The sequence below is a fragment of the Kitasatospora sp. NPDC001159 genome (genome assembly GCF_053598235.1).
The window spans coordinates 1-23,920 of the sequence record NZ_JBSFJV010000034.1 but is presented as its reverse complement, the minus strand read 5'-3'; the positions used below and the strand labels follow the sequence as shown (position 1 = coordinate 23,920).

The 23,920-nt window shown below is 73.0% G+C and carries 25 protein-coding genes and 1 pseudogene; 16 read left to right on the top strand and 10 right to left on the bottom strand.

The window, feature by feature from the left end:
* The first annotated feature begins 60 nt into the window (after positions 1-60).
* The 7 genes from ACWC9T_RS19295 (at position 61) to ACWC9T_RS19265 (ending at position 6,082) form a co-directional block, all read left to right on the top strand.
* Positions 61-933: a Vgb family protein gene (locus ACWC9T_RS19295; protein ID WP_449822246.1), complete on the top strand. Its 873-nt coding sequence runs from the start codon at positions 61-63 to the stop codon at positions 931-933.
* A 6-nt stretch (positions 934-939) separates the two neighbouring features.
* Positions 940-1,212, top strand: a complete 273-nt coding sequence (locus ACWC9T_RS19290) for a hypothetical protein (RefSeq protein WP_449822245.1) — start codon at positions 940-942, stop codon at positions 1,210-1,212.
* Positions 1,213-1,477: 265 nt separating this feature from the next.
* A complete protein-coding gene (ctaD, locus tag ACWC9T_RS19285) occupies positions 1,478-3,235 on the top strand; it encodes an aa3-type cytochrome oxidase subunit I (RefSeq protein ID WP_449822292.1) in 1,758 nt (585 codons plus the stop codon).
* Positions 3,236-3,363: 128 nt separating this feature from the next.
* Positions 3,364-3,918 (top strand): hypothetical protein, encoded by a 555-nt coding sequence (locus tag ACWC9T_RS19280; RefSeq protein WP_449822244.1) that lies wholly within the window; start codon positions 3,364-3,366, stop codon positions 3,916-3,918.
* 228 nt (positions 3,919-4,146) lie between these two features.
* A complete protein-coding gene (locus ACWC9T_RS19275; RefSeq protein ID WP_449822243.1) occupies positions 4,147-4,863 on the top strand; it encodes a response regulator in 717 nt (238 codons plus the stop codon).
* A gap of 61 nt (positions 4,864-4,924) precedes the next feature.
* Entirely contained in the window at positions 4,925-5,308 is a 384-nt protein-coding gene (locus ACWC9T_RS19270) for a pyridoxamine 5'-phosphate oxidase family protein (protein WP_449822242.1), read from the top strand.
* Between the two features lie 42 nt (positions 5,309-5,350).
* Positions 5,351-6,082, top strand: coding sequence for a class I SAM-dependent methyltransferase (locus ACWC9T_RS19265; protein WP_449822241.1), 732 nt, complete (start codon positions 5,351-5,353; stop codon positions 6,080-6,082).
* A 187-nt stretch (positions 6,083-6,269) separates the two neighbouring features.
* Here ACWC9T_RS19265 and ACWC9T_RS19260 read toward each other — a convergent pair.
* Positions 6,270-6,560 (bottom strand): annotated as a pseudogene (locus ACWC9T_RS19260) (GAF domain-containing protein); the annotation flags it as partial.
* Between the two features lie 247 nt (positions 6,561-6,807).
* Here ACWC9T_RS19260 and ACWC9T_RS19255 point away from each other — a divergent pair.
* Positions 6,808-7,671, top strand: coding sequence for a universal stress protein (locus tag ACWC9T_RS19255; protein WP_449822240.1), 864 nt, complete (start codon positions 6,808-6,810; stop codon positions 7,669-7,671).
* A gap of 180 nt (positions 7,672-7,851) precedes the next feature.
* Here the strand turns inward: ACWC9T_RS19255 and ACWC9T_RS19250 are convergent, their stop codons facing one another.
* From ACWC9T_RS19250 to ACWC9T_RS19225, 6 genes are all read right to left on the bottom strand, one after another.
* Entirely contained in the window at positions 7,852-8,337 is a 486-nt protein-coding gene (locus ACWC9T_RS19250) for a copper chaperone PCu(A)C (RefSeq protein WP_449822239.1), read from the bottom strand.
* On the bottom strand, positions 8,334-10,619 hold the full coding sequence (locus ACWC9T_RS19245) for a heavy metal translocating P-type ATPase (protein WP_449822238.1): 2,286 nt from the start codon (positions 10,617-10,619) through the stop codon (positions 8,334-8,336). The genes ACWC9T_RS19250 and ACWC9T_RS19245 overlap by 4 nt, the downstream gene beginning before the upstream one ends.
* Complete coding sequence (locus ACWC9T_RS19240) at positions 10,616-10,777, bottom strand: hypothetical protein (RefSeq protein WP_449822237.1); 162 nt, start codon at positions 10,775-10,777, stop codon at positions 10,616-10,618. Before ACWC9T_RS19240 ends, ACWC9T_RS19245 begins: the two co-directional genes overlap by 4 nt.
* 282 nt (positions 10,778-11,059) lie before the next feature.
* Positions 11,060-11,461 (bottom strand): NTP pyrophosphohydrolase, encoded by a 402-nt coding sequence (locus ACWC9T_RS19235; RefSeq protein WP_449822236.1) that lies wholly within the window; start codon positions 11,459-11,461, stop codon positions 11,060-11,062.
* 148 nt (positions 11,462-11,609) lie between these two features.
* Positions 11,610-12,020, bottom strand: coding sequence for a PPOX class F420-dependent oxidoreductase (locus ACWC9T_RS19230; RefSeq protein ID WP_449822235.1), 411 nt, complete (start codon positions 12,018-12,020; stop codon positions 11,610-11,612).
* A 30-nt stretch (positions 12,021-12,050) separates the two neighbouring features.
* The gene (locus ACWC9T_RS19225) at positions 12,051-13,397 is read right to left on the bottom strand and encodes a D-alanyl-D-alanine carboxypeptidase family protein (RefSeq protein ID WP_449822234.1); all 1,347 of its coding nucleotides are present in this window, start codon (positions 13,395-13,397) and stop codon (positions 12,051-12,053) included.
* Positions 13,398-13,556: 159 nt separating this feature from the next.
* On the opposite strand from ACWC9T_RS19225, the gene ACWC9T_RS19220 reads away from it, so the two are divergent.
* Complete coding sequence (locus tag ACWC9T_RS19220; protein ID WP_449822233.1) at positions 13,557-13,754, top strand: hypothetical protein; 198 nt, start codon at positions 13,557-13,559, stop codon at positions 13,752-13,754.
* Between the two features lie 24 nt (positions 13,755-13,778).
* Here ACWC9T_RS19220 and ACWC9T_RS19215 read toward each other — a convergent pair whose 3' ends face one another.
* Positions 13,779-14,540 (bottom strand): TetR/AcrR family transcriptional regulator, encoded by a 762-nt coding sequence (locus ACWC9T_RS19215; protein WP_449822232.1) that lies wholly within the window; start codon positions 14,538-14,540, stop codon positions 13,779-13,781.
* A gap of 80 nt (positions 14,541-14,620) precedes the next feature.
* On the opposite strand from ACWC9T_RS19215, the gene ACWC9T_RS19210 reads away from it, so the two are divergent.
* From ACWC9T_RS19210 to ACWC9T_RS19195, 4 genes are all read left to right on the top strand, one after another.
* On the top strand, positions 14,621-14,899 hold the full coding sequence (locus ACWC9T_RS19210) for a siderophore-interacting protein (RefSeq protein WP_449822231.1): 279 nt from the start codon (positions 14,621-14,623) through the stop codon (positions 14,897-14,899).
* Entirely contained in the window at positions 14,883-15,101 is a 219-nt protein-coding gene (locus ACWC9T_RS19205; RefSeq protein ID WP_449822230.1) for a hypothetical protein, read from the top strand. The genes ACWC9T_RS19210 and ACWC9T_RS19205 overlap by 17 nt, the downstream gene beginning before the upstream one ends.
* A 476-nt stretch (positions 15,102-15,577) precedes the next feature.
* Positions 15,578-19,066, top strand: coding sequence for a S8 family serine peptidase (locus ACWC9T_RS19200; protein ID WP_449822229.1), 3,489 nt, complete (start codon positions 15,578-15,580; stop codon positions 19,064-19,066).
* A 181-nt stretch (positions 19,067-19,247) separates the two neighbouring features.
* Entirely contained in the window at positions 19,248-20,228 is a 981-nt protein-coding gene (locus ACWC9T_RS19195) for an alpha/beta fold hydrolase (protein ID WP_449822228.1), read from the top strand.
* Between the two features lie 8 nt (positions 20,229-20,236).
* Here the strand turns inward: ACWC9T_RS19195 and ACWC9T_RS19190 are convergent, their stop codons facing one another.
* Positions 20,237-20,677 (bottom strand): VWA domain-containing protein, encoded by a 441-nt coding sequence (locus tag ACWC9T_RS19190; RefSeq protein WP_449822227.1) that lies wholly within the window; start codon positions 20,675-20,677, stop codon positions 20,237-20,239.
* Positions 20,678-20,758: 81 nt separating this feature from the next.
* Positions 20,759-21,430 carry a Tat pathway signal sequence domain protein gene (locus ACWC9T_RS19185; protein WP_449822226.1) on the bottom strand — a complete coding sequence of 224 codons (672 nt, stop codon included), beginning with the start codon at positions 21,428-21,430 and terminating at the stop codon, positions 20,759-20,761.
* A gap of 475 nt (positions 21,431-21,905) precedes the next feature.
* On the opposite strand from ACWC9T_RS19185, the gene ACWC9T_RS19180 reads away from it, so the two are divergent.
* The 3 genes from ACWC9T_RS19180 to ACWC9T_RS19170 all read left to right on the top strand — a co-directional run.
* Positions 21,906-22,628: a TetR/AcrR family transcriptional regulator gene (locus tag ACWC9T_RS19180; protein ID WP_449822225.1), complete on the top strand. Its 723-nt coding sequence runs from the start codon at positions 21,906-21,908 to the stop codon at positions 22,626-22,628.
* A gap of 134 nt (positions 22,629-22,762) precedes the next feature.
* A complete protein-coding gene (locus ACWC9T_RS19175; protein ID WP_449822224.1) occupies positions 22,763-23,419 on the top strand; it encodes a DUF6230 family protein in 657 nt (218 codons plus the stop codon).
* 2 nt (positions 23,420-23,421) lie between these two features.
* Positions 23,422-23,920, top strand: a 499-nt coding sequence (locus ACWC9T_RS19170) for a DUF6114 domain-containing protein (protein WP_449822223.1), incomplete at its 3' end; no start/stop codon positions are given.

Below are 23,920 nucleotides of genomic sequence, written 5' to 3'. Positions count from 1 at the left end.
GGGGTGGACGTGCGAGCATCGCTAATGCGACTCTAGTCGCAATAGTGCTTGGGGGTGCGGATGGAACTGTTCGAGGTGGCCGAGGCGGGGGCCGGGCCGTACGGGGTGGCCGTGGGGCCGGACGGGGACGTGTGGTTCACGCTGGTGCACGCCGGGGAGGTCGGGCGGCTGTCGGCGGACGGCTCGGCCGAGCGGTTCGGGCTGGGGGCGCCGGGGTGCGGGCCTTCGGTGATCACCGTGGGGCCCGATGGGGCGTTGTGGTTCACCCGGATGCGGGACAACCGGATCGGGCGGGTCACGGTGGAGGGGGAGGCGAGCTCGTTCGAGGTGCCGACGGAGGACGCCGGACCGTACGGGATCGCCGCGGGGCCCGACGGGGCGCTGTGGTTCACCGAGCTGAATGTCGACCGGGTGGGGCGGATCACCGTGGACGGGGAGGTGACGGAGTTTCCGCTGCCGCTGACCGGGGCGTTCCCGTCGTTGATCGCCGCCGGGGCGGACGGGGCGCTCTGGTGCACGCTGAACCAGGCGGACGCCGTCGCCCGGGTGGGTGTCAAGGGTGAGGTGACCGTCCATCGCCTGCCCACCGGGGGCACCGCGCCGGTGGGGATCGCCGCCGGGGCGGACGGGGCGCTCTGGTACGTGGGGATCGGCGGCGGGCTGGTCGGGCGGATCACCGTGGACGGGCAGGTGACCGAGTACCCGCTGGCCGACCGGGCCGCCAAGCCGCACGCGATCGCCGCCGACGGGGCCGGGCGGCTGTGGTTCACCGAGTGGGGCGCCGGCCGGATCGGGGTGCTGACCCCGGACGGGCGACTGGGCGGATACCCGGTCCCCGGCCCGGGCGCCGAGCCGCACGGGATCGCCGTCGGCCCGGACGGCGCGGTGTACGCGGCGCTGGAGCGCGGCCAGATCGCCCGGTTGGCGGGCTGAGCGGCCGTGCCTGGCCAGCGGGCGCGCCGGCGCAAGCAGGAGGAGGAACTGCGGCGCCACCGGGAGCGGTGGGCCGCGGTCGAGGCCACGGCCGGGCCGTGGGAGGTGCTGTCCGTCACCGAGGACCCTGCCGAGCACCGGGCCTTCGTGCGGCGTCTGCACGAAGGCGGGCTCCCCGATGACGTGGAGGTGGTCTGCGACGTGCTCTGCGGGCGGCTGAGGCGGCCCACCTCCTACCAGGTGCGGATGCGGCGCCTCATCGGCGGCGCTCAGGCCTGACGCTGCAGCAGCTCCTGTGGAAGGCCGTCGGACGCGGCCGGGCGGTCCGCTGGGTGGGGCGCGCTCGGCGGGTCCCGGTCGGGAGGTCCCGGTCGGGGCCTGGGAACTCGGGCCCAGCGGCCCCGGCCGGGCGGGCCCAAGGGCCCTGGGGCGCGGAGGCGGTGCGTTCGGATCATGGATCGCCATCATTCGCACGACGTTCCGAAGGAGTGCGTCCTTGAGCGCCACCCAGGCACAGGGCGACCCCATAACCCCGCCAACGCCCATACCGGAAGGGGAGGTTCGCCCCCGCCGACCCGGCTCGGCCCTGGTCAATCTGCTGACCACCACCGACCACAAGACGATCGGCACCATGTACCTGGTGTCCTCGTTCGCGTTCTTCATGATCGGTGGCATCCTGGCCCTGGTCATGCGCGCCGAACTGGCTCGTCCCGGCACCCAGATCCTGTCGAACGAGCAGTACAACCAGGCCTTCACCATGCACGGCTCGATCATGCTGCTGCTGTTCGCGATGCCGCTGTTCACCGGCTTCGCGAACTGGATCATGCCGCTGCAGATCGGCGCCCCGGACGTGGCCTTCCCCCGGTTGAACGCCCTGGCCTACTGGCTGTTCATGGGCGGCTCGCTGATCGCCGCCGCCGGCTTCCTCACCCCGCAGGGTGCCGCCGACTTCGGCTGGTTCCTCTACGCGCCGCTGTCCGACGCCGTCCACTCGCCGGGCGTCGGCTCCGACATGTGGATCATGGGTGTGGCCCTGTCCGGCTTCGGCAGCATCTTCGGCGCGGTCAACTTCATCACCACCATCATCTGTATGCGCGCCCCCGGGCTGACCATGTTCCGGATGTCCATCTTCTGCTGGAACGTGCTGCTCACCTCGGTGCTGGTGCTGCTGGTCTTCCCGGTGCTCGCGGCCGCGCTGTTCGCGCTGGAGGCGGACCGCAAGTTCGGTGCCCACGTCTTCGACCCGGCCAACGGCGGGGCGATGCTGTGGCAGCACCTGTTCTGGTTCTTCGGGCATCCAGAGGTGTACATCCTGGCGCTACCGTTCTTCGGGATCGTCTCCGAGGTCATCCCGGTGTTCAGCCGCAAGCCGATGTTCGGTTACTCCGGTCTGATCGCCGCGACGGTGGCCATCGCGGGCCTGTCAGTGACGGTGTGGGCGCACCACATGTACGTCACCGGGCAGGTGCTGCTGCCGTTCTTCTCGTTCATGACCTTCCTGATCGCGGTCCCGACCGGGGTGAAGTTCTTCAACTGGGTCGGCACGATGTGGAAGGGCTCGCTGAGCTTCGAGACGCCGATGCTGTGGACGGTCGGCTTCCTGGTCACCTTCCTCTTCGGCGGTCTGACGGGCGTGCTGCTCGCGGCGCCGCCGATCGACTTCCACGTCTCCGACTCGTACTTCGTCGTCGCGCACTTCCACTACACGCTGTTCGGCACGGTGGTGTACGCGATGTTCGCCGGGTTCCACTTCTGGTGGCCCAAGATGACCGGCAAGATGCTGGACGAGCGGCTCGGCAAGATCACCTTCTGGACGCTCACCGTCGGCTTCCACTCGACCTTCCTCGTGCAGCACTGGCTGGGCGCCGAGGGCATGCCGCGCCGGTACGCCGACTACCTGGCCTCGGACGGCTTCACCACCCTGAACACCTTCTCGACCATCGGGTCCTTCCTGCTCGGGCTGTCGATCCTGCCGTTCCTCTACAACGTCTGGAAGACCGCCAAGTACGGCGAGAAGGTCACCGCGGACGACCCGTGGGGCTGGGGCCGCTCGCTGGAGTGGGCCACCTCCTGCCCGCCGCCCCGGCACAACTTCGTCAAGCTGCCGCGGATCCGCTCCGAATCCCCGGCCTTCGACCTGCACCACCCGGACATCGCGGCCCGGGACGTGCTGGTGCACACCGGGAAGCCGGCCGAGTACCTGGGCGACGTGGAGCCGGTGAAGTACGACCGGCCGCTGCCGCGGGCGGAGCGGAGGCGGGTGTCGTCCTCCTCCTCTCCTTCGTCCTCCGCTGACGGCTGAGGCCGCATCCCCTGGACGCCGTCCCCGCCCGCGTCGCTGCCCCCGGGCGGGCGGGGACGGCTTGGTGTCCCCTCCGTGAACCTCACGTGATCTCCGCGCGATCCCCGTGCGACTAGGAAGGCCGTCCCGTGACCCACACCGTCCTCGCCATCGGCACCGCCGCCCTCACGGCCAGCGGTTGCGTCTGGTACCTGCCCGCCATCGCCGACCTCCAGGCCGGCGCCGACCGGCCCCGCTCCATTCGTACGGCCGCCGCGGCCTGCGTGATGTGGTGGGCTGGCCTGGCGCTGGCGGGCGGGCTGCTGCTCGCCCTGTCCGACTGGCGGCCCGCCGCCCAGGTCGCCCTCACCGGGCTGGTCGGCGGCACGGCCCTGCGGATGCGGGCCCGGTGGGACCGGCGCGGCGAGCAGCGGGAGACCGCCGCCCGCTGGGCCGCCCTGGACGTCGGCCCGGCCCCGCGGACGGGCCGCCCGGCCCCGCGGACGGGCCGCCCGGCCGCGGTGGCGCTGGCCGGCTGGCTGGTGGTCGGGGCGGCGGTCGCCTCGCTGGGGGCGGTGGCGATCCTGCTGTCGGGCGGGGGCTCGGTGGTGCCCAGGGTGGCGCTCGCGGCGGTCAGCGGCGCGGGGGTGGCGCTCGCGTTCCTGCTGGTGGGGCTGGGGAACGTCCGGCGGCAGGGGCGCTGAGGGGGCGTCGTGCCTCCTCCGGGGCGCGCAACGCGTCGGGAAGCGCGTACGGAGTTGAGGCGTACCAGGATGGCAGCGGGAGCACTGAGAGCTCCCGCCGCCGTCTGCTGGGTCCTCCGTCCCGCCCCGATTGGGGCCGTTGGGCCCTGGGCCCGTGCCTGCGGGCGGGGGATGATGCACTGGGCCCCGCTGGGAGTGTGCGGGGGTTGATGAAGGTGGAGCCGTGTGATGGCGACCAAGGTGGAGGGTGTCGAGGGTTCGGCGCCGGTTCGGGTGTTCCTGCTGGACGACCACGAGGTGGTGCGCCGTGGGGTGCACGACCTGCTGGACGGCGAGCCGGACCTGGAGGTGGTCGGGGAGGCCGCGACGGCCGAACAGGCTCTGGTGCGGGTGCCGGCGCTGCGGCCCGATGTGGCGGTGCTGGACGTCCGGCTGGGCGACGGGGACGGCGTGTCGGTCTGCCGCGAGCTGCGCTCGCGGATGCCCGACCTGGCCTGTCTGATGCTGACCTCCTTCGATGACGAGGAGGCGCTGCTCGACGCCGTGATGGCAGGGGCCGCCGGCTATGTGCTGAAGCAGATCAGCGGCACCGACCTGGTCGCCGCCGTCCGCACCGTCGCCTCCGGCCGGTCGATGCTCGACCCCGGTGCGGCGACCCGGCTGCTGAACCGGCTGCGCAGTGACGCCGAGCCCGCCCAGCCGGTCACCGCCGGACCGGGGCTGACCGCGCGCGAGCAGGAGGTGCTGGCGCTGATCGGCGAGGGCCTGACCAACCGGCAGATCGGCGATCGGCTCTACCTGGCCGAGAAGACGGTGAAGAACCACGTCTCCCGGCTGCTCGCCAAGCTCGGCGTGGAGCGCCGGGTGCAGGCGGCGCTGATCGCCACCGAGCTGCGGCAGGCCTCCACCGCGCAGCCGTCCACGCTGCGGATCGGCCGGGGCTGACGACCCGACCTGGGACCATCGGCCCTCGTGACCCCGCCCCGTCCGGGCGAGCATCGCAGGCATGAAAAGCGATCACGACCCGTACGACCTGCCCGTCCTCGACCGTGCCCGGGCGCTGGAACTGCTGGCCCGGGCCACGGTCGGCCGGGTGGTCTACACCATTGGAGCCCTCCCTGCCGTCCAGCCGGTGTCCTTCCGGCTCGCCCCCGGCCAGGACGGCGGGGTGCTGCTTTCGGCCCCCGCCGACTCGGAACTCGCCCGGGCGGTCCAGGACGCGGTGATCGCCTTCGAGGCCGACGAGGTGAACGGCGCCGACGGCTCCGGCTGGTACGTGACCGTCCTCGGCCGCGCCCAGGTCCGTCACGCCGCTGACACCGCCCGGATCCGCATCCGGCCGGAGGTGGTGATCGGCCGGTGCCTGTCCTCGGACCGCTTGCCCGACTGACCCCGGGTCGGCTTGACTGCCGGGCGGAGGAGGCCGGGACCAATGATCGACTACGACGCCGAGGCACGGGAGTACGACGCCTCACGCGGCGGTGAACCCCGCGCCGGGGCCGCGGCGGAGGCCGTCGAGCGGCTGCTGCCGGAGGGCGGGTGCACGGTGCTGGACATCGCCTGCGGAACCGGAATCGTCACCGCCCGGCTGCGCCGCCCGGGCCGGACCGTCCTGGGGGTCGACCGCTCACCCGGGATGCTGCGCCTGGCCGAGCAGCGCCTGCCCGGCGCCGTCCTGCGCGCGGACGCCACCCGGCTCCCGCTCCGGACGGGCAGCGTGGACGCGGTGGTGCTGGTCTGGCTGCTCCACCTGCTGCCGGACGCCGCGCCCGTCCTGGCGGAGGCCCGCCGGGTACTGCGCCCGGGCGGGGTGCTGATCACCACGGTGGACAAGAACGACGCGTACTTCGCCCAGCCCAGCGACCTCGCCGCCGCCACGGCCGAGCTGCGCCGCCGCCATGCCCCGCAGGTGACGGACAACGCCGCCCGCCTCACGGCCCAGGCCGCCGCCCTCGGCCTCCACCCCACGGCAGAGACCGCCTTCCCCGGCCTCGGCCAGGGCCGCAGCCCGCGCGCCTGGCAGGAGTCCGTCGCCAAGGGTCGCATCCCCTGGTGCCGCGATCCCGTCGACGCTGCCGCCACCACCCGGGCGCTCGCCGCCCTCCCCGCCCAGGACACCCCGCGCCCGGACCCGCAGTACCGCCTGCTGGCCTTCCGGGGCTGAGAAAGGGACGGGCGAGGGTGATCCCTCCTCAGCGACGGATCACCCGCACCGCCACCGACGGTCGCGCGGTGACCGTCGAGGGTGCCGGGCACTACCCCGATGCCTCGCTCGGCCCTCAGGAGCCGAGCGGTGCCTCCCACACCAGCCGGGTGCCGCTGCCCTCGCCGTCCGCCGGGCCGAGGGTGAAGGCCCCGCCGACCGCGACCGCCAGGGTGGCGATCACCGTCTCGTCGTCCTCGTCGAAGTCCAGCCCGCCACGCTTGTCGGTCAGGTACAGGTTGCCGAACACCTCGCCTCGCACCCGCACCGGCACCCCCGGGAAGGTGTGCATCGGCGGGTGGTTCGCCGGGAAGCCGACCGAGGCCGGGCGGTCGGACAGCACCGGGCAGCGCAGCGGCTGCGGATGGCGGATCAGCTCGCCGAGGACGCCCCGGCTCCGCCCACCGCTGTCCTCCTCGTTCTCGCCCGGACCGTTCACCGCTGCGGGTCCGGGCGGCTTCGGTACCGTCCGGCCAGCGGGAATGCCGTGTTCGCACGGTAGTGCGCGGGTGTCGGCACGGTGAAGGCCGGGGGCGTCCGTAATCTTGGGCCGGCGGGTCTTTCGTCCCGCGGGCGGGGGGCTTGCGGCCTCTGGCGGGGGCCGTACCCGGACGTCAGGGTGGGAGCAGGAGCGGACGGGGCGTCAGCGCGCACCGTTCCCGGTGCCGAGACATGGAGGAACTCTCATGACGTCAACCGTTGCGGCCGGGGTCGACGGCTCGCCCGCCAGCACCGCCGCCGCCCACTGGGCCGCCGAGGAGGCGGTGCGGCGCGGGGCTTCGCTGCGACTGGTGCACGCCTGGCCGTGGCTGACCGACGGGGTGTCCTCCTTCGCCGAACCGGACGACCTCCCGGAGGCCGCGCAGCGCACCCTGACCGCGGCCGCCGACGAGATCCGCGGCCGCCACCCGGGCCTGGCCGTGCGCACCGACGCCGTCCTGGACGCGCCCGTGGACGGCCTGGTGGCCGCGGCCGCCGACGTCGACCTGCTGGTGCTCGGCTCGCGCGGGCTCGGCGGCTTCACCGGGCTGCTGCTCGGCTCGGTGAGCATGGCGGTGGCCGGGCGCAGCGGCACGCCCGTCGTCGTGGTGCGGGAGTCCCGCGAGGGGCAGACCGGGACCGGCTTCGGCGAGGTGGTGGTCGGCGTCGACGCGCACAGCCCCGAGGAGGAGGTGCTCGCCTTCGCCTTCCGCGAGGCCGCCCTGCGCGGCGCCCGGGTCCGGGCGGTGCACGGCTGGGACCTGCCACCGCTGTTCGGTTACGCGGGCGGCGCCGTACCGGCGGCGGAGATCGCCCAGCTGGAGGCGCTGGAGGCCAAGCTGCTGTCGCTCGCCCTGGCCGGGCAGCGCGAGCAGCACCCCGGGGTCGAGGTGGTCGAGGACGTCCGGCTCGGCGCCGCCCGCGGCCTGGTGGAGACCTCCGCCGGGGCCGCGCTGGTCGTGGTCGGCCGGCGCCGTCGCCCGATCGAGTTCGGCCCCCGGCTCGGCCGGGTCGCCCACGCGGCACTGCACCACGCCGGGGCGCCGGTCGCGGTCGTCCCGCACGGCTGACCGACCTGCGGACCGCCAGGCGCGGCCACACCCCGACCGCCCCGTCGAGCACACGCTCGGCCGGGCGGTCGGGGTGCGGCCGCGTGAAGGTGGTGCGCGGCCGCGCCCCACACGGGCCGCCACCATTAGGTCCAACGCGGCCCGGCGCCGCCGGGGTTCACCCGACCCGGCGCCCGGGCCTCAGCGTGGCCGCGCGCCCGGCGGCAGGACCCGGGCGACCAGCCGCAGGGGCGGGCTGCGGCGGAAGGTGAGGGTGAAGCCCACCCACTGGCCGGGCTTGAGCGGGGGCGGGGCGGCGATCATCAGGTCGGCATCCTCGGGGGACATCGCCAGTTCGCCCCGGGTCGGAACCGGCAGCGCGGCAACCGGTTCCCAGCGGCCCGCCGCGCCCTGGTGCAGGTGCCGTTTCAGGGTGATCGGGACGCCGAACTCCCAGCTGGCGCCGGTCAGTTCGTCCGGTACGTCACCCAGGTTGCGCACCGTGAAGAAGGCCGCCGTCGCCGAGGCCGCGCCCGCCGTCGGCAGCAGCACCCAGCCGGCGTCGGCCTCCACCGGCCGGGGCGCGCCGGCCCCGCCGACCGCCGTCCAGCCGGTGAGCAGAGTCAGTGCCAGCGCCGTCGCGCCGACCGGCGGGCCGACCACCTTGAGTCGTTCCAGTGCCCTCATCGCCGCGCCCCCTTCCGCCGTCCGCAGTGCTGGCTGTCGCGCTGTCCGCCGTGCTGTCCCCGCCCCGGCTGCCAGGTGCGCAGCCGCAGACTGTTGCCCACCACCAGCAGCGAACTGAGCGACATCGCGACCGCCGCCAGCATCGGGTTCAGCAGCCCGACGGCCGCCAGCGGGATCAGCACCAGGTTGTAGCCGAAGGCCCAGAGCAGGTTGGCCCGGATCGTCGCCAGGGTCCGCCGGGCCAGTCGTACCGCGTCCACCACCGCCTCGATGTCGCCGCGCACCAGGGTCAGCCCTGCCGCGCCGATCGCCGCGTCGCTGCCGGAAGCCAGGGCGACCCCGAGGTCCGCCGAGGCCAGCGCCACCGCGTCGTTGACACCGTCGCCTACCACCGCCACGGTTCGTCCGGCGGCGCGCAGTTCGGCCACAACCTCGGACTTGCGCTCGGGCGAAGCGGAGGAGTGCACCTGCTCGATGCCCAGCTCGGCCGCCACCGCGCGGGCCGCGCCCGGGCCGTCGCCGGTCAGCAGGACGGTCTCCAGGCCCATCCCGCGCAGCCGGTGGAGTGCCCGCCAACTGCCCGAGCGCACCGTGTCGCCGACCGCCAGCACCGCCGCGCCCCGCCCGTCCAGCTCCACCAGCACCGCCGTGCGGCCCGCCTCCCCGGCGGCCGCCACGGCCTCGGCCAGTTCCGGAGGCAGGGCACCGTCGTCCGGCCGCACCGCCCGCACCGACCGGCCCTCGACCGTGCCGGACACCCCGAGGCCGGCGGTGGCCGCGAAGCCGTCCACCGCCGGCAGCGCCCCACAGCGCTCCCGGGCGGCGGCCGCGACGGTCCGTCCGATCGGGTGTTCCGAGCGGTGCTCGACCGCGCCGGCCAGCCGCAGCACCTCCTCCTGCGTGAACTCCGCGGTGAAGCCCTCGGCCAGCGTCACCGCCGCCAGCTCCATCCGACCGGTGGTGAGCGTGCCGGTCTTGTCCATCACCACGGTGTCCACCCGGCGCAGGCTCTCCAGCACCTCCGGGCCGCGCACCAGCACACCCAGTTCGGCGCCGCGTCCGGTGGCCGCCAGCAGTGCGGTCGGGGTCGCCAGGCCCAGCGCGCACGGGCAGGCCACCACCAGCACCGCGACCGCCGCCGTGACCGCCGCCTGCGGGGCCGCGCCCGCGCCCAGCCAGAAGCCGAGCACGCACACCGCGACGGTGAGCACGCAGGGCACGAACACCCCGGCCACCGCGTCCGCCAGCCGCTGGGCACGGGCCTTGCCAGCCTGGGCGTCCGCCACCAGCGCGGTGATCCGGGCCAGTTGGGTGTCCTCGCCGACGGCCGTCGCCCGCACCACCAGCGCGCCGCCGACGTTCACCGTCGCCCCCGCCACCCGGTCACCCGGGCCGACCTCGACCGGCACGCTCTCCCCGGTCAGCAGGCTCAGGTCCAGCGCTGAACCGCCCTCGACCACCACCCCGTCGGTGGCCACCCGCTCGCCCGGGCGCACCACGAACTCCTGCCCCGGCAGCAGGAGTTCTATGGGCATCAGACGCTCCTCGCCGTCCTCCGCCCGCAGACACACCTGCTTGGCGCCCAGCTCGGCGAGCGCCCGCAGCGCGGAGCCGCTGCGCCGCCGCACCCGCCCCTCCAACAGCCGGCCGGCCAGCACGAACAGCGGCACGCCGACCGCCGCCTCCAGGTACACGTGCGCCGTGCCGCCGCCGTCGGCGGTCAGCGAGAACGGCATCCGCATGCCCAACTGCCCGGCCCCGCCGAGGAACAGCGCGTACCCGGACCAGCCGAAGGAGGCCACCACGCCCAGGCTGACCAGGGTGTCCATGGTCGCCGCCGCGTGCCGCAGCCCCTGCCAGGCCCGGCGGTGGAAGCCCGCCGAACCCCAGGTCACCACCGGGACGGCCAGCGCGAAGCAGACCCACTGCCAGGCGGTGAACTGCAGCGCCGGCACCATCGACAGCACCAGCACCGGGACGGCCAGCAGGGCGCTCACCAGCAGCCGCCACCGCTCGTCCGGCTCCTCCTCCGCCAGCCCGCCGGGCGCCAACTCGGCGGTGTAGCCAGCCCGTTCGACAGCCGCCACCAGCTTCTCTACGGACACCCCGGCCGGATGCAGCACCCGGGCCCGCCCGGTGGCCAGGTTCACCCCGGCCGTCACCCCGTCTATCCGGCCCAGCCGCTTCTCCACCCGGCCCACGCAGGCCGCACAGGTCATCCCGCCGACCGCCAGATCGGTGGACACCAGCGCCCCGGCGTCGTCGCCCGCGAGCGGGCTCACCGCATCCCGCCCATGTCGTGCCCACCCATCCCCGGCGACGCCCCGCCACCCCGGCCCGGCGTCAGCCCCGGCGCCACCGGCCCTGCCTGCCGCCCCACCGCATACGCCACCACGAACACCACCACCAGCAGCAGGGCGAACCCCACCAGCACACTCAACGGCCGGACACCCGGCGACTTCGTACTCACCCCACAGCAGTCGGACGACCGGAGCGGTCGGTTCCCGCACGCGCTGAAATCGCCGGATTCGGTTCGCAGACACGGCGCGGTGGTGGTGGGTGCCGTACGCGACGCGGGCTGGTGGCGCCGACGGCGGGCTCCGGTGTGGTGTGGGTCGGGTCGGTTGACGGGCCGTGCCGTGCTGCGCCGGGCGGTGGCGGTCTCGGACGGGCGTTGGCGCGGAGGTTGCACGCCGTCCAGGTCTGCTGGCCCGAGGGCCGGTCAGGGCCGAACGCTCCGCGGGCCGGTGACGGCGGCACCCAACGAGCCGACGCGGGTGCGGAGTTCGCGGTCGTCGGTGACGACCAGGCAGCGCCGGTCGGGGTGCTCGGCACGGGCCTCGCGGACCAGCTCGACGATCCGGTCGTCGCCGCTGCCGCCCGCCGCGACCACCCGCACCTCGGGCAGGCCGGTCACGCCCCGTGCGGCACCCTCCACGACGAGGACCACCTCCACCGGGCCGGGCAGATTCGGCAGCCCCCGGGTGGCGAGCGGGACCAGTGAGTCCCTCAGCCGCTCGGCGGCGCCGCGCCGGTCACGCCACCAGCCGTCGGGCACCGACCCGACCACGTTCGCGCCGTCCACCACCAGCAGCGGTGCGGGCTCGACCTCGTTCTCTTCCATGGCCGTCAAGCTTGCCAGGGCGGACTGGTCGCTGAACGTCTCTCCCGATGCGAGGAGCGCTTCGGCCCGGAGCCGCAGTTCGTCGGTCTGCCGAGCGTGCTGGCGGACCCGCACCTACGCTGAGGACCGGTACCCCGGCTCCAGGCGATCAGGCCAGCGTGATCCGGATCCCGACGGTCCCGCGCTCGCCGCGCCGCAGCCGGCTGCCGAGCAGGGTGAGCACCCCGAGCAGGCCGTACTTCTGTCGCAGCAGGGTCCGGTACGCGGCGGTCCGCTCGGGGCCGAGGATCTCGGCGGTGGCCGGGTACTGCTTGCCGGTCGGCCGCCCCTTGACGTCACAGGGGCCGACCAGGACGTCCGCGCGGTTGCGGATCCGCTTGACCTTCCAGGAGTCCGCGACGGTCCAGACGCCGAGCGCCTCCCCGTCGCGCACCACCCACACCGGGGTCGGCACGGCGGAGCCGTCCTTCTTGTACGTGGTGACGAGCAGGTAGCTGCCGGAGGAGAGGCTGACGATCCGGGCGAGCCGGTCCGAGGCGGAGGGGTCGGGCGTGGTCATGGCCGGAAGTCTAGATGCAGTCCCCGCAGCTCAGCGCGTCCGGCGGTGGCGGTCGCCGTGGATCAGGGCGCGGGCGCGGCGGACCAGGCTGCGGGGGTTGGGGCCGCTGACACCGGAGGAGCTGACCTCGGAGGAGCCGACGTCGGGGGCGCCGGGGGCCGGGGCGGACGTGGCGGCGGTGCGGCGACGGGCGGCGGCGCGGGCGGTGCCCCAGACGGCGAGGGCGGTGCCGAGGATGCCGGCCGACCAGAGGGCGGGGGCGAGGCCGGAGTCGCTGTTGTGGAAAACCGGCGGGCGGGACCAGGGCGGCAGCTGGGTGGCGTCCGCAGCCTCCGGGGCGGTGTCGGGGGAGGCGGTCTCCGGGCCGCCGAGGTCCTCGACCAGCTGCCCGACCGGCTGGACCTTGCCCGCTGCCGCGAAGCCCCAGTCGAGCAGGCTGGCGGCCTCGTCGTAGACCCTGCCCTGCGCCTCGGGGTGCATCACCGTCACCAGCAGGGTGCGGCCGTCCCGTTCCGCGGCGCCGGTGAAGGTGGCGCCCGCGTTGGTGGTGTAGCCGTTCTTGACGCCGATCAGGCCCGGGTACTTGCCGAGCAGCCGGTCCGTGTTGGCGATGTCGAAGGAGATGCGCTGGCCGGTGGTCTTGTCCAGCCCGCCGGGGAAGCGCGCGGTGCGGGTGGAGCAGTAGGAGCGGAAGTCGGCGTTGCGCAGCCCGGCGCGGGCGAACAGGGTGAGGTCGTAGGCGGAGGAGACCTGGCCGGGCATGTCGTAGCCGTCGGGGGAGACCACCTTGGTGTCGTTCGCCTGCAGCGACTGGGCGCGGGCCTGCATCTCGGCCACGGTCTGCTGGACGCCGCCGTTCATGTGCGCCAGGACGTGCACGGCGTCGTTGCCGGAGCTGAGGAAGACGCCCCGCCAGAGGTCCTCGACCCGGTACGGCAGGTTCTCCTTGACACCGACCAGGCTGCTGCCGACGCCGACGTCGGCGAGTTCGGCGGGGGTGACCTGGTGCTCGATCGAGCGGTCGAACTTGGGCAGCACGGTGTCCGCGAACAGCATCTTGAGGGTGCTGGCCGGGGCCAGCGGCAGATGGGCGTCGCGGGCGGCGAGTACCTCGCCGGTGCTGGCGTCGGCGACCAGCCAGGAGCGGCCGCTCAGCCCGGAGGGCAGGGCGGGCGCCCCGGCCAGCGGCGCGACCTGGACGGCCTGGCGGCCGAGCCGCTCGCCGCCGACGGCTGAGGAGCCGTCCTGCGCGGAGACGGTGGGGGCGCCGCCAGCGAACACCACCGGGGCGCCGATGCCGAGCACCAGGGCGGCGGCCGCCGAGGCGGCGAGCCGGGTGACGGCTGGTGACTTCTGCTGCACATGCGTTGGTTGCACACCGCGAACGTACCGGCGCCGCCGCCGGGCCGCCGTGCCTGCTGCTCCGTCCGGAGCCACCCCGGGAAGAGGACCCGGGAAGGGACCGAGACTTTGGTGGCCCCGGCCCGCGCCGAAAGTCGGCTGAACCGGCGGCCGGGGATTCGTAGGCTCGGGGGTATGAAGACCCTGCTCGGCTACCTCGGTTTCGTGCTGATCCTCGGCGGCGGCTCCGGCCTGCTGGCCGACCGGCTCGGGGGCTTCCGGCTGTTCGGCTTCGTCCGCTTCCTGGTGCCGGACGGCCACGAGACCGTCGGGTACGCCGCCCTGCTGGTCTTCGGCGTGCTGCTGGCGATCCCCGCCGCCCGGCGGGGTTAGGTCCCGTCCCAGGGCCCGCCCGGCCTAAACGGAGACCCCGGCCGCGATGCCGTCGAGCAGCACCGCGAGCCCGGTGCGGAAGTCCTCCCGGCTGCTCTCCTCGGGCGCGGCGCCGGTGGCGCTCTGCAGTGCGGTCAGCAGTGGGAAGCGCTCCTGGAAGTCCGGTGCCAGCTCGGCGAGTTGGGCCGAGCGAGCGCTCCACCAGTCCTCGGCCGCGACGCCGGTGGCGGCCGCCGCCCCGCGTGCGTCGGCGGTCGCGGCGGCCGTGCCGCGGACGAACTGCCAGAGTGCGGCGACCGCCCCGCGCAGCCGCTCCGGGGCCAGCTCGGCCGGCCGTAGGGCGGTCAACAGGCTCTCCATGGAGGCGAGTTCGGCCGGACCGAGCACCGGGCGGGCCTGGGAGATCTGGAGTACCCAGGGGTGGCGCAGGTAGCAGGCGTACAGTTGCTCGGCCCAGGCTTCGGCGGCGGCCCGCCAGCCCTCCAGCAGCGTTAGTTCGCCGGGGAGTTCGGCGAGTGCGCGGTCGTGCATCAGATCGAGCAGCTCGGCCTTTCCGGGTACGTACGTGTAGAGCGCCATCGCGGTGCGACCGAGCCGTTCGCCCACGGCGCGCATCGAGAGTGCGGCCATCCCCTCGGTGTCGGCCACCGCGATTCCGGCGGACACGATCGCGTCCACACTCAGGCCCGGTTTGGGGCCGCTGCGCCCGGCGCGCGGTTCCGCGGGAGCGCCCCAGAGCAGGGCGAGCGAGCGGTGGACGTCGCCCTGCCCGGCGTAGACGGTCATCCGAAATCTCCTTAGGGCGTAAAGCATCCCCGCGACGGTGATTCTTTATGTCGTAAGATTACCAATCGAAGGGGTTCGCGATGGCGCCGTCCGTCACCTTCGTCGCGGTCGTGGCGGTCCGTCGGATCACGCCGCGCACCGCCCGGATTGCCTTGGAGGGCGAGGCCCTGGCCGACACCGCCGGTACGGCGCCCGACCGGCAGCCTGGGCTCCGCTTCCCGCGTCCCGGGCAACGCGAGCCGCTGTTGCCGGCGCGGCAGGGCGACCCGACAGGTCGATGCCAGGCCTACCTGGCGATTCCCGAAGCCGAGCGCCGATCCGGCCGGGGCGTTCCGGGGTGCCGTGCTGCCGACGAGTGAGCCCTTCGTCCGACCGGCTGACCCGCCGCCGAGGCGGGGCGGGGCGGTCCGGACGATCCGCCGGTGCCTGGTCGACGAGCAGGGGGCGCTGAAGCCGGGCATCGACTTCGCCGGGTACTGGCGCCACCGGCTGACCCGGGACGACGCGCCGACCGCCGGGGGCCTGGCGGACGCTCAGGAGTGGCTGGCGGCCTCCTCCTGAAGTCCCCTCCGGGAAGCGCCTTGCGGAAAACGTCCGAGCGGCCGGGGGTGTGGGCGAACTCTCCCCGGCGGCCCCAGCGTCGTCGCCGCGTGTTGTTTCGATCCCGGTCGACGGGGAAGGAAGGGTCGAAGTGTCGACAAGTAGGTAGCGCGCAGTGAACCGGGTGGCGATGTTTCGCCACTGTCGAGAGTTCGCCACTGGCAAATTCTCCGCCGCGGCGGTCACTTTCGACCGTCCCTGACCGGCTCTGATCGGTGAAAAAGGGACGGACTCGGCGCGATTTATACTGTGAATTTTACTTCCCGATGGTCATTTTTACTTTCTGATGGGGATTTTGCCCCTTGTCGTGGTCGTGTCGGATGCGCTGGAATGCGTCCGCTGTCGGGACGCGCGGTCCGGAGCAACCACGCGTCCAATCGGGATTCGCGTACGCTGGGCCGTGCAACCTGACGTCTCATCAGACGAAAGGATGTCCATTGATCGGCTGGCGGAAGACCCAGCTTGCAGCCGCCGTCACGGTCACCACCGCGTCCATGGTCCTGACTCTCGGGACCATCGCCAACGCAGCCCCGCTCCAGGACCCGCAGAACGCCCAGGCGGCGTCCGCGGACGGCGCGCCGGCACCGGTGATCGTGATCCTGAAGGACCAGATAGCGGACGCCCCGGCCGACCACGGCCACCTGGGCGACCGCCAGCAGAAGACCGCCAACTCCCAGGCGCCGCTGCTGGACAAGGTCAAGGCCAACGGCGGCACCAACATCAAGAGCTTCGTGGTCGGCAACGCCTTCTCGGCCACGGTCAGCCCGGCGCTGCGCGCCAAGCTGCAGGCCGACCCGGCGGTCGCCTCCGTGGTGGCGGACACTCAGGTCCAGGTGGCTCCGATCGCCGCCGCCAAGGCCAAGAAGGACACGGACACGACCGCGGCCGGTTCGGCCAAGGGCAACGCCGCTCCGGAGGCCGTTTCGGGCAGCAACGGCCAGCCCGAGGAGAACGCGACCAACACGGTCTGCCCCTCCGACCCCTCCAAGCCGCTGCTGGAGCCGGAGGGCCTGTACTCGGTCCACGGTGTGACCGGCAACGGCAAGCCCGGCGCGGCCGACCTGGCCACCGGCAAGGGCGTCAAGGTCGCCTACATCGCCGACAGCCTCGACCCGAACAACCCGGACTTCATCCGGGCCGACGGTTCGCACGCCGTGGTCGACTACCAGGACTTCGCGGGTGACGGCTGGGGCGCGCCGAGCGGTGCCGCCGAGGCCTTCGGCGACGCCTCGGCGGTCATCGCCCAGGGCCGTCAGACCTACGACGTCTCGAAGTTCGTCAACTCCTCGCACCCGCTTCCGGCCGGCTGCAACATCCGCATCAAGGGCCTCGCCCCGGACGCGGACCTGGTCGCCCTGAAGGCCGGCGGCGAGATGATGTCGAACTCGTCGATCCTGCAGTCCATCGACTACGCGGTGCGGGTCGCCCACGTCGACGTGCTGAACGAGTCCTTCGGTGGCAACGTCACCCCGGACAGCGGCGCGCACGACACCATCTCGCTCTTCAACGACCAGGCCGTCAAGGCCGGTGTCACGGTCTCCGTCTCCTCCGGTGACGCGGGCCTGAGCGGGACGATCGGCACCCCGGCCACCGACCCGAACGTGATCGCGGTCGGCGCGTCGACGGACAACCAGAACTACCAGCAGACCGGTTACGCGGCCTCCCAGTTCTCCAACAAGACCTGGAGCAACAGCCGCATCTCCGCGCTGTCCTCGGGTGGCTTCACCCAGGCCGGCCGGACCGTCGACCTGGTCGCGCCGGGCGAGTCGGACTGGGCGCTCTGCACCCCCGACACCACCAAGTTCACCGAGTGCACCGACTTCAACGGCAAGCCCTCGGCGATCCAGCCCTTCGGTGGCACCAGCCAGGCCGCCCCGTTCGTCACCGGCGCCGCGGCCCTGGTCATCCAGGCCTACCGCGACACCCACGGCGGCGACTCGCCGTCCCCGGCCCTGGTGAAGAAGTTCATCACCGGTACCGCCACCGACCTCGGCGTCCCCGCCGAGGAGCAGGGCGCCGGTCTGCTGAACGTCCGGGCCGCCGTCGAGGCCGCCCGCGGCTACGACGACGGCGACGGCACCGACGGTGCCCAGACCGTCGTGGTCAACACCGGCCAGCTGAACATCTCCGGCACCCCGGGCTCGACCCACACCGCTGATGTCTCCGTCACCAACACCGGTGACGAGACCCAGACGGTGAGCGCCGCGACCCGCAGCTTCGCGCCGCTGTCGAACAACCAGCAGACCGTCAAGCTGGACACGGCCTCCACCGACACCTTCAAGTACGCCACCAACGGCGCCACCTGGGTGCAGAAGCAGGTCAAGTTCACCGTTCCGGCCGGTGCCGACCGCCTCGCGGCGTCGATCGCCTGGCACGGCGGCCCGAACCCGGTCACCAACGGTCCCGTGGTCCGCATGACGCTGCTCGACCCGTCGGGCCGCTTCGAGACCAACACCCGTCCGCAGGGCGGCGCCACCCCGGCCAACTACGGCCTGGTCGACGTCCCGCACCCGGTCGCCGGTGAGTGGACCGCGATCATGTACACCCCGGCGGGCAAGGCCGGTTACAGCGGCGACGTCCAGTTCGGCACCTCGACCCAGCGCGCGGTCCCGGCCGGCGCGGTGAGCCCGAACAGCACCGACGTGAAGCCGGGTGAGACCAAGACCCTCAAGGTCCAGCTCACCGTCCCGGCGACCAGCGGCGACTCGAGCGAGGCGGTCACCGTCTCCAGCTCGAACGGCAACACCACCAGCGTTCCGGTGATCCTGCGCAGCCTGGTCCCGGTCACCAACGGCACCGGCACCTTCACCGGCACCATCACCGGCGGCAACGGCCGCGGCTCCTCGCCGACTCAGAGCTTCACCTACGGCTTCGACGTCCCGAAGGGCCAGAAGGACCTGCGGGTCGGCGTGACCGTCGCCAAGGACGCCAACCTGCTCATGCAGGGCGCGCTGATCAGCCCGAACGGCACCCCGATCGACATCGAGGGCAACGCGCTGTTCGACGCCCAGGGCAACCTGACCGGCAGCTCCAACGGTGTCTCGGCCACCACGGTCAACCCGGCCGAGGGCCACTGGCGGTTCGTCCTGAACGTGCTCGGCCCGGTCAGCGGCCAGGAGCTCTCGCAGGACTTCACCGGCACCATCGCGTTCAACCAGAACCAGGCCACCGCGGCCGGGCTGCCGAACGACGCGAAGACCAAGCTGGAGGCCGGCAAGCCGGTCACCGTCCAGGTGAACTACACCAACAACACCGCCGCCACCCAGCGGATCGCGGCAGACGGCCGTCTGGACAAGCGGGTCGACCTTCCGCTGGTGCCGCAGGGCGCCTCGGCCTCGGTCGCCCTGCCGCTGAGCCTCACCTCCTCGGTGCCGGGCTTCCTGGTGCCGCCGGCGACCGACCAGCTCAAGGCCGTGGCGGCGTCCTCGACGCCGGCGCAGATCGAGCTGAACGCCACCACCGGCTCGCCGGACCTGTTCGGTGACCTGAAGAAGGCCCAGGACGGTTCGACCATCTCGGTCGCCACCGACAAGGGCAGCGCCGAGCAGCCGGTCGTCCCCGGCTCCTGGGGCACCTTCGTCCAGCAGATCGGCCCGTTCGGCAACGGCACCGCGCCGGCCGGTACCTCCACCATCACCGCCACCGCGCACACCCTGGCGTTCGACCCGGCGCTGGCCTCCAGCACCGGTGACCCGTACGCCTCCGGTGTCAACGCCTCCGCTCCGGCCGCCAACCCGGTGACCGTCGCTCCGGGCGCCACCGGCTCGCTGCAGGTGACCGTGACCCCGACCGGCCCGAAGGGCAGCACGGTCAAGGGTGTTCTCTACCTGGTGTCCGGCCCGAGCTTCGTGCCGACCGCCAACAACAGCCTGGGTACCACCGGTTCGGTGCTCGCGGCGATCCCGTACAGCTACACGGTGAGCTGACGCACAATCAGTTCAGCGCGCTAGGCCGAGGCCGAGGCCGTCCCGGAACACCGGGGCGGCCTCGGCTGCTTTCCGAGTGGACATGGCGGAAGGGGAACCCACCGGGGTTGGGGGTGCCTTGGGCTGGGCAGGGGTCGCACGGGGCCACCCAAGGACCCATCGGACCGAACCGGGAGCGGAGTTGAACGACGCGATCAAGCACAGCCACGTCGAGGTGAACGGCGTCCGGCTGCACCTCGCGGAGCAGGGCGAGGGGCCGCTGGTCCTGCTGCTGCACGGCTTCCCGGAGAGCTGGTACTCCTGGCGGCACCAGTTCGCGCCGCTCGCCGAGGCCGGGTACCGGGTGGTCGCCCCCGACCAGCGCGGGTACGCCCGCAGCTCACAGCCCGAGGACGTGGACGCCTACACCCTGCTGCACCTGGTCGGGGACGTGACCGCGCTGATCGGCGCGCTGGGAGCGGAGCAGGCCGTGGTGGTGGGGCACGACTGGGGCGCGCCGGTCGCCTGGGCCACCGCCGCGCTCCGGCCGGACCTGGTGCGGGGGGTGGCCGGGCTGAGCGTTCCGCCGCTGCCGGTGGGCGGGCCGCCGCCGCTGCAGTCCGCCCGGGCCAACTTCGGCGAGGGCTTCTACCAGGTCTACTTCCAGGAGCCCGGACGGGCCGACGACGAGCTGGCCGCCGACATCAAGTCCAGCCTGCGGCGCATCCTGTGCGGCAAACAGCCGGACGGCGTGCCGCGGCCGTGGATCGTGCCCGAGGGCAAGGCCCTGCTGGACACCGTCCCCGAGCCGGAGACGCTGCCGGACTGGCTCACCGACGCGGACCTGGACGCCTTCACGGCCGACTACGCCACGCACGGCGAGCGCGCCTTCACCGGCGGGCTCAACTGGTACCGCAACCTGGACCGCAACGCCGAACTGCTGGCCGCCTTCACCGGGGTGACGGTCGAGGTCCCGGCGCTGTACGTGGCCGGCGAACAGGACCTGGTGAACGCGATGGTCCCGCCGGAGGTGCTGGCCCACCTGCTGGGCCGGCTGCCCAAGCTGCACCGGCACGTCCGGCTGCCGGAGACCGGGCACTGGACGCAGCAGGAGCGGCCGGCCGAGGTGACGGAGGCGCTGCTGGACTTCCTGAAGCACCTCGAAGGCTGGGGCCTGTCCTAGATCGCTCTTCAGACCGGCAGCAGGCGGCAGATCAGCTCGCCGAGTCGGCGGGCGTTGCGGCAGGAATGCATCTCCACGACGTCCGCGTACGCGAGTGCGGCGGAGTCGCCGGTCGGCCAGAGTGCGGGTTGTTCGGGGTTGAGCCAGAACACCCGCGGGGCCCGGCCGACGATCCGGCGCAGCGCGTCCAGGCTGGGGTCGCGGTGGTTGTTGCGGGCGTCGCCGAGGACGAGCACACAGGTGCGCGGGCCGGCCGCGTCCAGGTGGCGGTCGGCGAACTCGCCGAGCGCGGAGCCGTAGTCGCTGTTGCCGTGGTAGCCCATCACCTTCGCCTCGGCGAGGACCCGGGCGGCCGGCCGGGCCGGGTCGGCGCTGTTCTCCCGGATCAGGTTCGGCGGGGCGTTGGTCCTGCTGAGCCTGACCGCAGGCCTGGTGGTGTACTTCTGCATCAAGCCGTAGCCGCCCGGCGCGGCGTACGGCGGGCTGCTGCCCGTCGTACGCCGCTCGCCTCATGTCCGCTCCCTGGAGCGTCAGTTGACGTACAGGACCGGGCTGCCGGAGACCGAGCTGTCGGTGACCGGGCCGTAGGTGGCGCTGAAGTAGCCGGTGGAGAAGCACAGGCCCGGGCCGGAGACCAGGTTGGCCGGCTGGCTGGAGAAGCCGATGGTGTTGCCGCTGTTCGAGGTGGCGCCGGAGATGCCGCTGGGGCTCTGGTAGTCGCATTCGATGGTGCCGAGGAGGGTGTTCAGCACCACCGTGATCCCCACCGGGCCGGCGGTGCCGCCGTTGAGCGAGACGTTGTTGCCGGAGCCGGAGGTGACGGTGTTGGTGTACGGCAGGCTGGTGGCGGTGACGCTCTGCACGCCCATGACGCCCATGACGGTGGAGGTGCAGGAGTCGAAGGACTGGCTGTTGAGCTGCTCGGTCGCGCTGCCGGGGGCGGCCGGGTTGGACGTCACGGTCGCGGAGAAGGAGGAGCTCGCACAGCTGACGCCGTTGGTGCTGTCGGGGCCGTCGGTGAAGGTCGCGGCGGTGCCGGAGACCAGACTGGCGGTGAGGGTGTCGCCGACGGAGACGGCCGGCCCGGAGGCGCTGCCGGTGGTCAGCACGGCGCCGGCGTCGGCCTGGGCCGGTGCCACGGCGGCGCCGGTGAGGGCGATGGCGGCGAGGGATGCGGCTGCGAGAGTGCGACGGATGCGCATGAGGGTGCCTCTCTCCGTCCGGGGACGGGTGGGGGAATCCCGGCGTGCGGGTGTGGTGGTGTGCACGACGGGGGAGGTGTTGGAGTACCGAGGGCTCCGGCGGACCGCGGTACGGGCGGGCCCGGCGCCACGGGCCCACTCGTGCGGTGCGGCGGTGTGCAGGTGCGACTTCGCGGAGGTACGGCGGTGCTGTACGCGGCGGTTCGGATCACAGCGGCACGGAGCCGGATCGGTGCGGACGTGCGCTGCTGTGGGTGTGCACGTCGGCGGCTGCCACCGCCGCGGCCCAAGTGCCCGCCGTGGTCCTGAAGCCCGGGCGGCTGGCCCGGGGGCGTCGAAGCCCTGGAGGTCGACCGGTGGTGGCCTGCTTACCCACCGGTTGGAAACCTGCCAGTGTTGTAAACCCGCTCTTCCGTCAATGTCAATACAGGACACAGGAGTTGGGATGGATCGGAAGTACTTCCGGAGTGCCGATATGATCCTGCTGCCGGGTGCCCGGACCGGCCGGGATCCGGCCAGATCGATCAAGCCCGGCCCGCGCCGACTGCCCGCCGGCGTGGTCGCCGCGACCCAGCGCGAGCGGCTGCTGGACGGGCTGGTCCGGACGGTGGCCGAACGCGGCTACCAGCACGCGACGGTGAGCGAGATCTGCCGCGCGGCGGGCGTGACCAGACCGGTGTTCTACGAGCTGTTCAGCGGCAAGGAGGACGCCTTCCTGGCCGCCCACCGGCACGGCACCGGGGTGGTGATCCGGCGGATGGCGGCGGCCTTCGCGGCCGAATCCGACTGGTGCGCCGGGATCCGTCAGGCGCTCGGCGCGATGCTCCAACTCCTCGCCGGGACACCGTCCTTCGCGACCATGGCGGTGATCGAGATCGAGGCGGTCGGCCCGGCTGGACGGCGTGAGCGGGACCAACTCCTTACCCGCTTCCGGGCGTTCTTCGCCGACGTGCCCCAACTACCGGGCGGGGTCGGGGTGGAGGAGATGGTGGATGCCGTGGTGGGCGGCGTCTACAGCGCGGTCTACCGGCGGATCGCCTCTGGCCGCACCGCTCAACTGCCTAATCTGATACCGGTGTTGAGCATGTTCTGCCTCTCGCCGTTCCTCGGCCCGGCAGAGGCGGTCGAGCGGCTCGGAGCCGGGATCGGTGAAGATCCTTCGTGCACCTCTATTGACCCGGCCAATACCGGGCAGTAGCTTCCAGTTACTTCGCGCTCCGACCGGACCCGCCCCGCTGCCGAGGGGCGGACGGCCGGTCGGGCCGCCCAACGCTGTCCGCGCCAGGGCAACGTGCCAGTGCCTGCACACCCATCCACGCACAGGGAGCACACATGGCCATGTCCGAGGACGCCGCCGCCGCGGCGGAAACCCCGCAGACGCCGACCGGGACCAGAAGAGGCCGGGTGCGGCTGAAGCGCTCCGTCCTGATGGCCGTACCGGCTGTCGCGATCGGGGGCGTCCTGATGACCCTCACCGCCCAGGGCGTGCTCGCCGCGCAGTTCTCCATCTCCGGCATGCCGTTCACGATCACCGCGGACAAGCTCGACGGAGACGGTTTCGCACAGTTCGGCTCGCTGGACAAGATGATCCCCAACAGTCCCAACAAGGGGAACACCGGCGGCCAGGTCCTGGTCGCGGTGTCGGCGATCAAGTCCGCCGAGATCACCAACCTGTGCCAGAGCGTCGACCTCGGCGGCGTCAACCTGCTGATCCACGCGGGCGACGGCGGCACCCCCGTCACCGCCAGCGACCTCACCACCGACTCCGATCTGCTGTCCGGCGACGCGGAGTTCAAGAACATCGAGATCGGTGGCGACGCCAGCACCTTCAACAAGGCCGGTGACGTCGGCAAGGGCGGCCGGGGCGTCTTCGGCCAGCAGGCCGACCACGTCCTGCTGACCCACCTCAAGCAGCACAACTACGCGAGCACCGCCGTCGGTTTCAAACTGCCCAACCTGCGGCTGAGCTTCAGCACCAAGGGCTGCTGAGCATGACGGAGTCCGTACCGGAGCAGGCCGGAACCGGCGAGGGTGCCGTGGCGCGGACCGAGGGGGTGGCAGCCGAGGGGACGGCCGCCGCGCCCGCCGCGACCACGCCCCCCGTCGCCGTTCCACCGGGCCCGGCCAAGCGCGACTGGCGGGGCAAGAGACCGTTCTGGGGCGGGCTGCTGGTGACGCTCGGCGGCGCCGAGATCCTGTTCACGCTGTGGGCCCCGCTGCCCGTCCTCCTGCACATCGGGATGGCGGGACTGGCCGGGTACCTGGTGCCGGTAGTGATGGTGCTGTGCGGCCTGCTGATCCTGTTCAACCCGGCGCAGCGGCTGTTCTACTCCGTCCTCGCGGTGCTCGCCTCGCTGGCCAGCTGGGTGACCTCCAACCTGGGCGGCTTCCTGATGGGGATGCTGCTCGGTGTGGTGGGCGCCTGTCTGACCTTCGGCTGGATGCCCGACCAGCCGCTGCGCCGTGGGCGGCAGCGGCGGGAGGACCGGC

Excerpts from the sequence above, each read along its gene's own strand:
- ACWC9T_RS19295 (WP_449822246.1), top strand. The coding sequence starts at position 61 with ATGGAACTGTTCGAGGTGGCCGAGGCGGGGGCCGGGCCGTACGGGGTG.
- ACWC9T_RS19275 (WP_449822243.1), top strand. The coding sequence starts at position 4,147 with ATGGCGACCAAGGTGGAGGGTGTCGAGGGTTCGGCGCCGGTTCGGGTG.
- ACWC9T_RS19270 (WP_449822242.1), top strand. The coding sequence starts at position 4,925 with ATGAAAAGCGATCACGACCCGTACGACCTGCCCGTCCTCGACCGTGCC.
- ACWC9T_RS19265 (WP_449822241.1), top strand. The coding sequence starts at position 5,351 with ATGATCGACTACGACGCCGAGGCACGGGAGTACGACGCCTCACGCGGC.
- ACWC9T_RS19255 (WP_449822240.1), top strand. The coding sequence starts at position 6,808 with ATGACGTCAACCGTTGCGGCCGGGGTCGACGGCTCGCCCGCCAGCACC.
- ACWC9T_RS19250 (WP_449822239.1), bottom strand. The coding sequence starts at position 8,337 with ATGAGGGCACTGGAACGACTCAAGGTGGTCGGCCCGCCGGTCGGCGCG.
- ACWC9T_RS19235 (WP_449822236.1), bottom strand. The coding sequence starts at position 11,461 with ATGGAAGAGAACGAGGTCGAGCCCGCACCGCTGCTGGTGGTGGACGGC.
- ACWC9T_RS19230 (WP_449822235.1), bottom strand. The coding sequence starts at position 12,020 with ATGACCACGCCCGACCCCTCCGCCTCGGACCGGCTCGCCCGGATCGTC.
- ACWC9T_RS19220 (WP_449822233.1), top strand. The coding sequence starts at position 13,557 with ATGAAGACCCTGCTCGGCTACCTCGGTTTCGTGCTGATCCTCGGCGGC.
- ACWC9T_RS19215 (WP_449822232.1), bottom strand. The coding sequence starts at position 14,540 with ATGACCGTCTACGCCGGGCAGGGCGACGTCCACCGCTCGCTCGCCCTG.
- ACWC9T_RS19210 (WP_449822231.1), top strand. The coding sequence starts at position 14,621 with ATGGCGCCGTCCGTCACCTTCGTCGCGGTCGTGGCGGTCCGTCGGATC.
- ACWC9T_RS19190 (WP_449822227.1), bottom strand. The coding sequence starts at position 20,677 with ATGCAGAAGTACACCACCAGGCCTGCGGTCAGGCTCAGCAGGACCAAC.
- ACWC9T_RS19185 (WP_449822226.1), bottom strand. The coding sequence starts at position 21,430 with ATGCGCATCCGTCGCACTCTCGCAGCCGCATCCCTCGCCGCCATCGCC.
- ACWC9T_RS19180 (WP_449822225.1), top strand. The coding sequence starts at position 21,906 with ATGATCCTGCTGCCGGGTGCCCGGACCGGCCGGGATCCGGCCAGATCG.
- ACWC9T_RS19175 (WP_449822224.1), top strand. The coding sequence starts at position 22,763 with ATGGCCATGTCCGAGGACGCCGCCGCCGCGGCGGAAACCCCGCAGACG.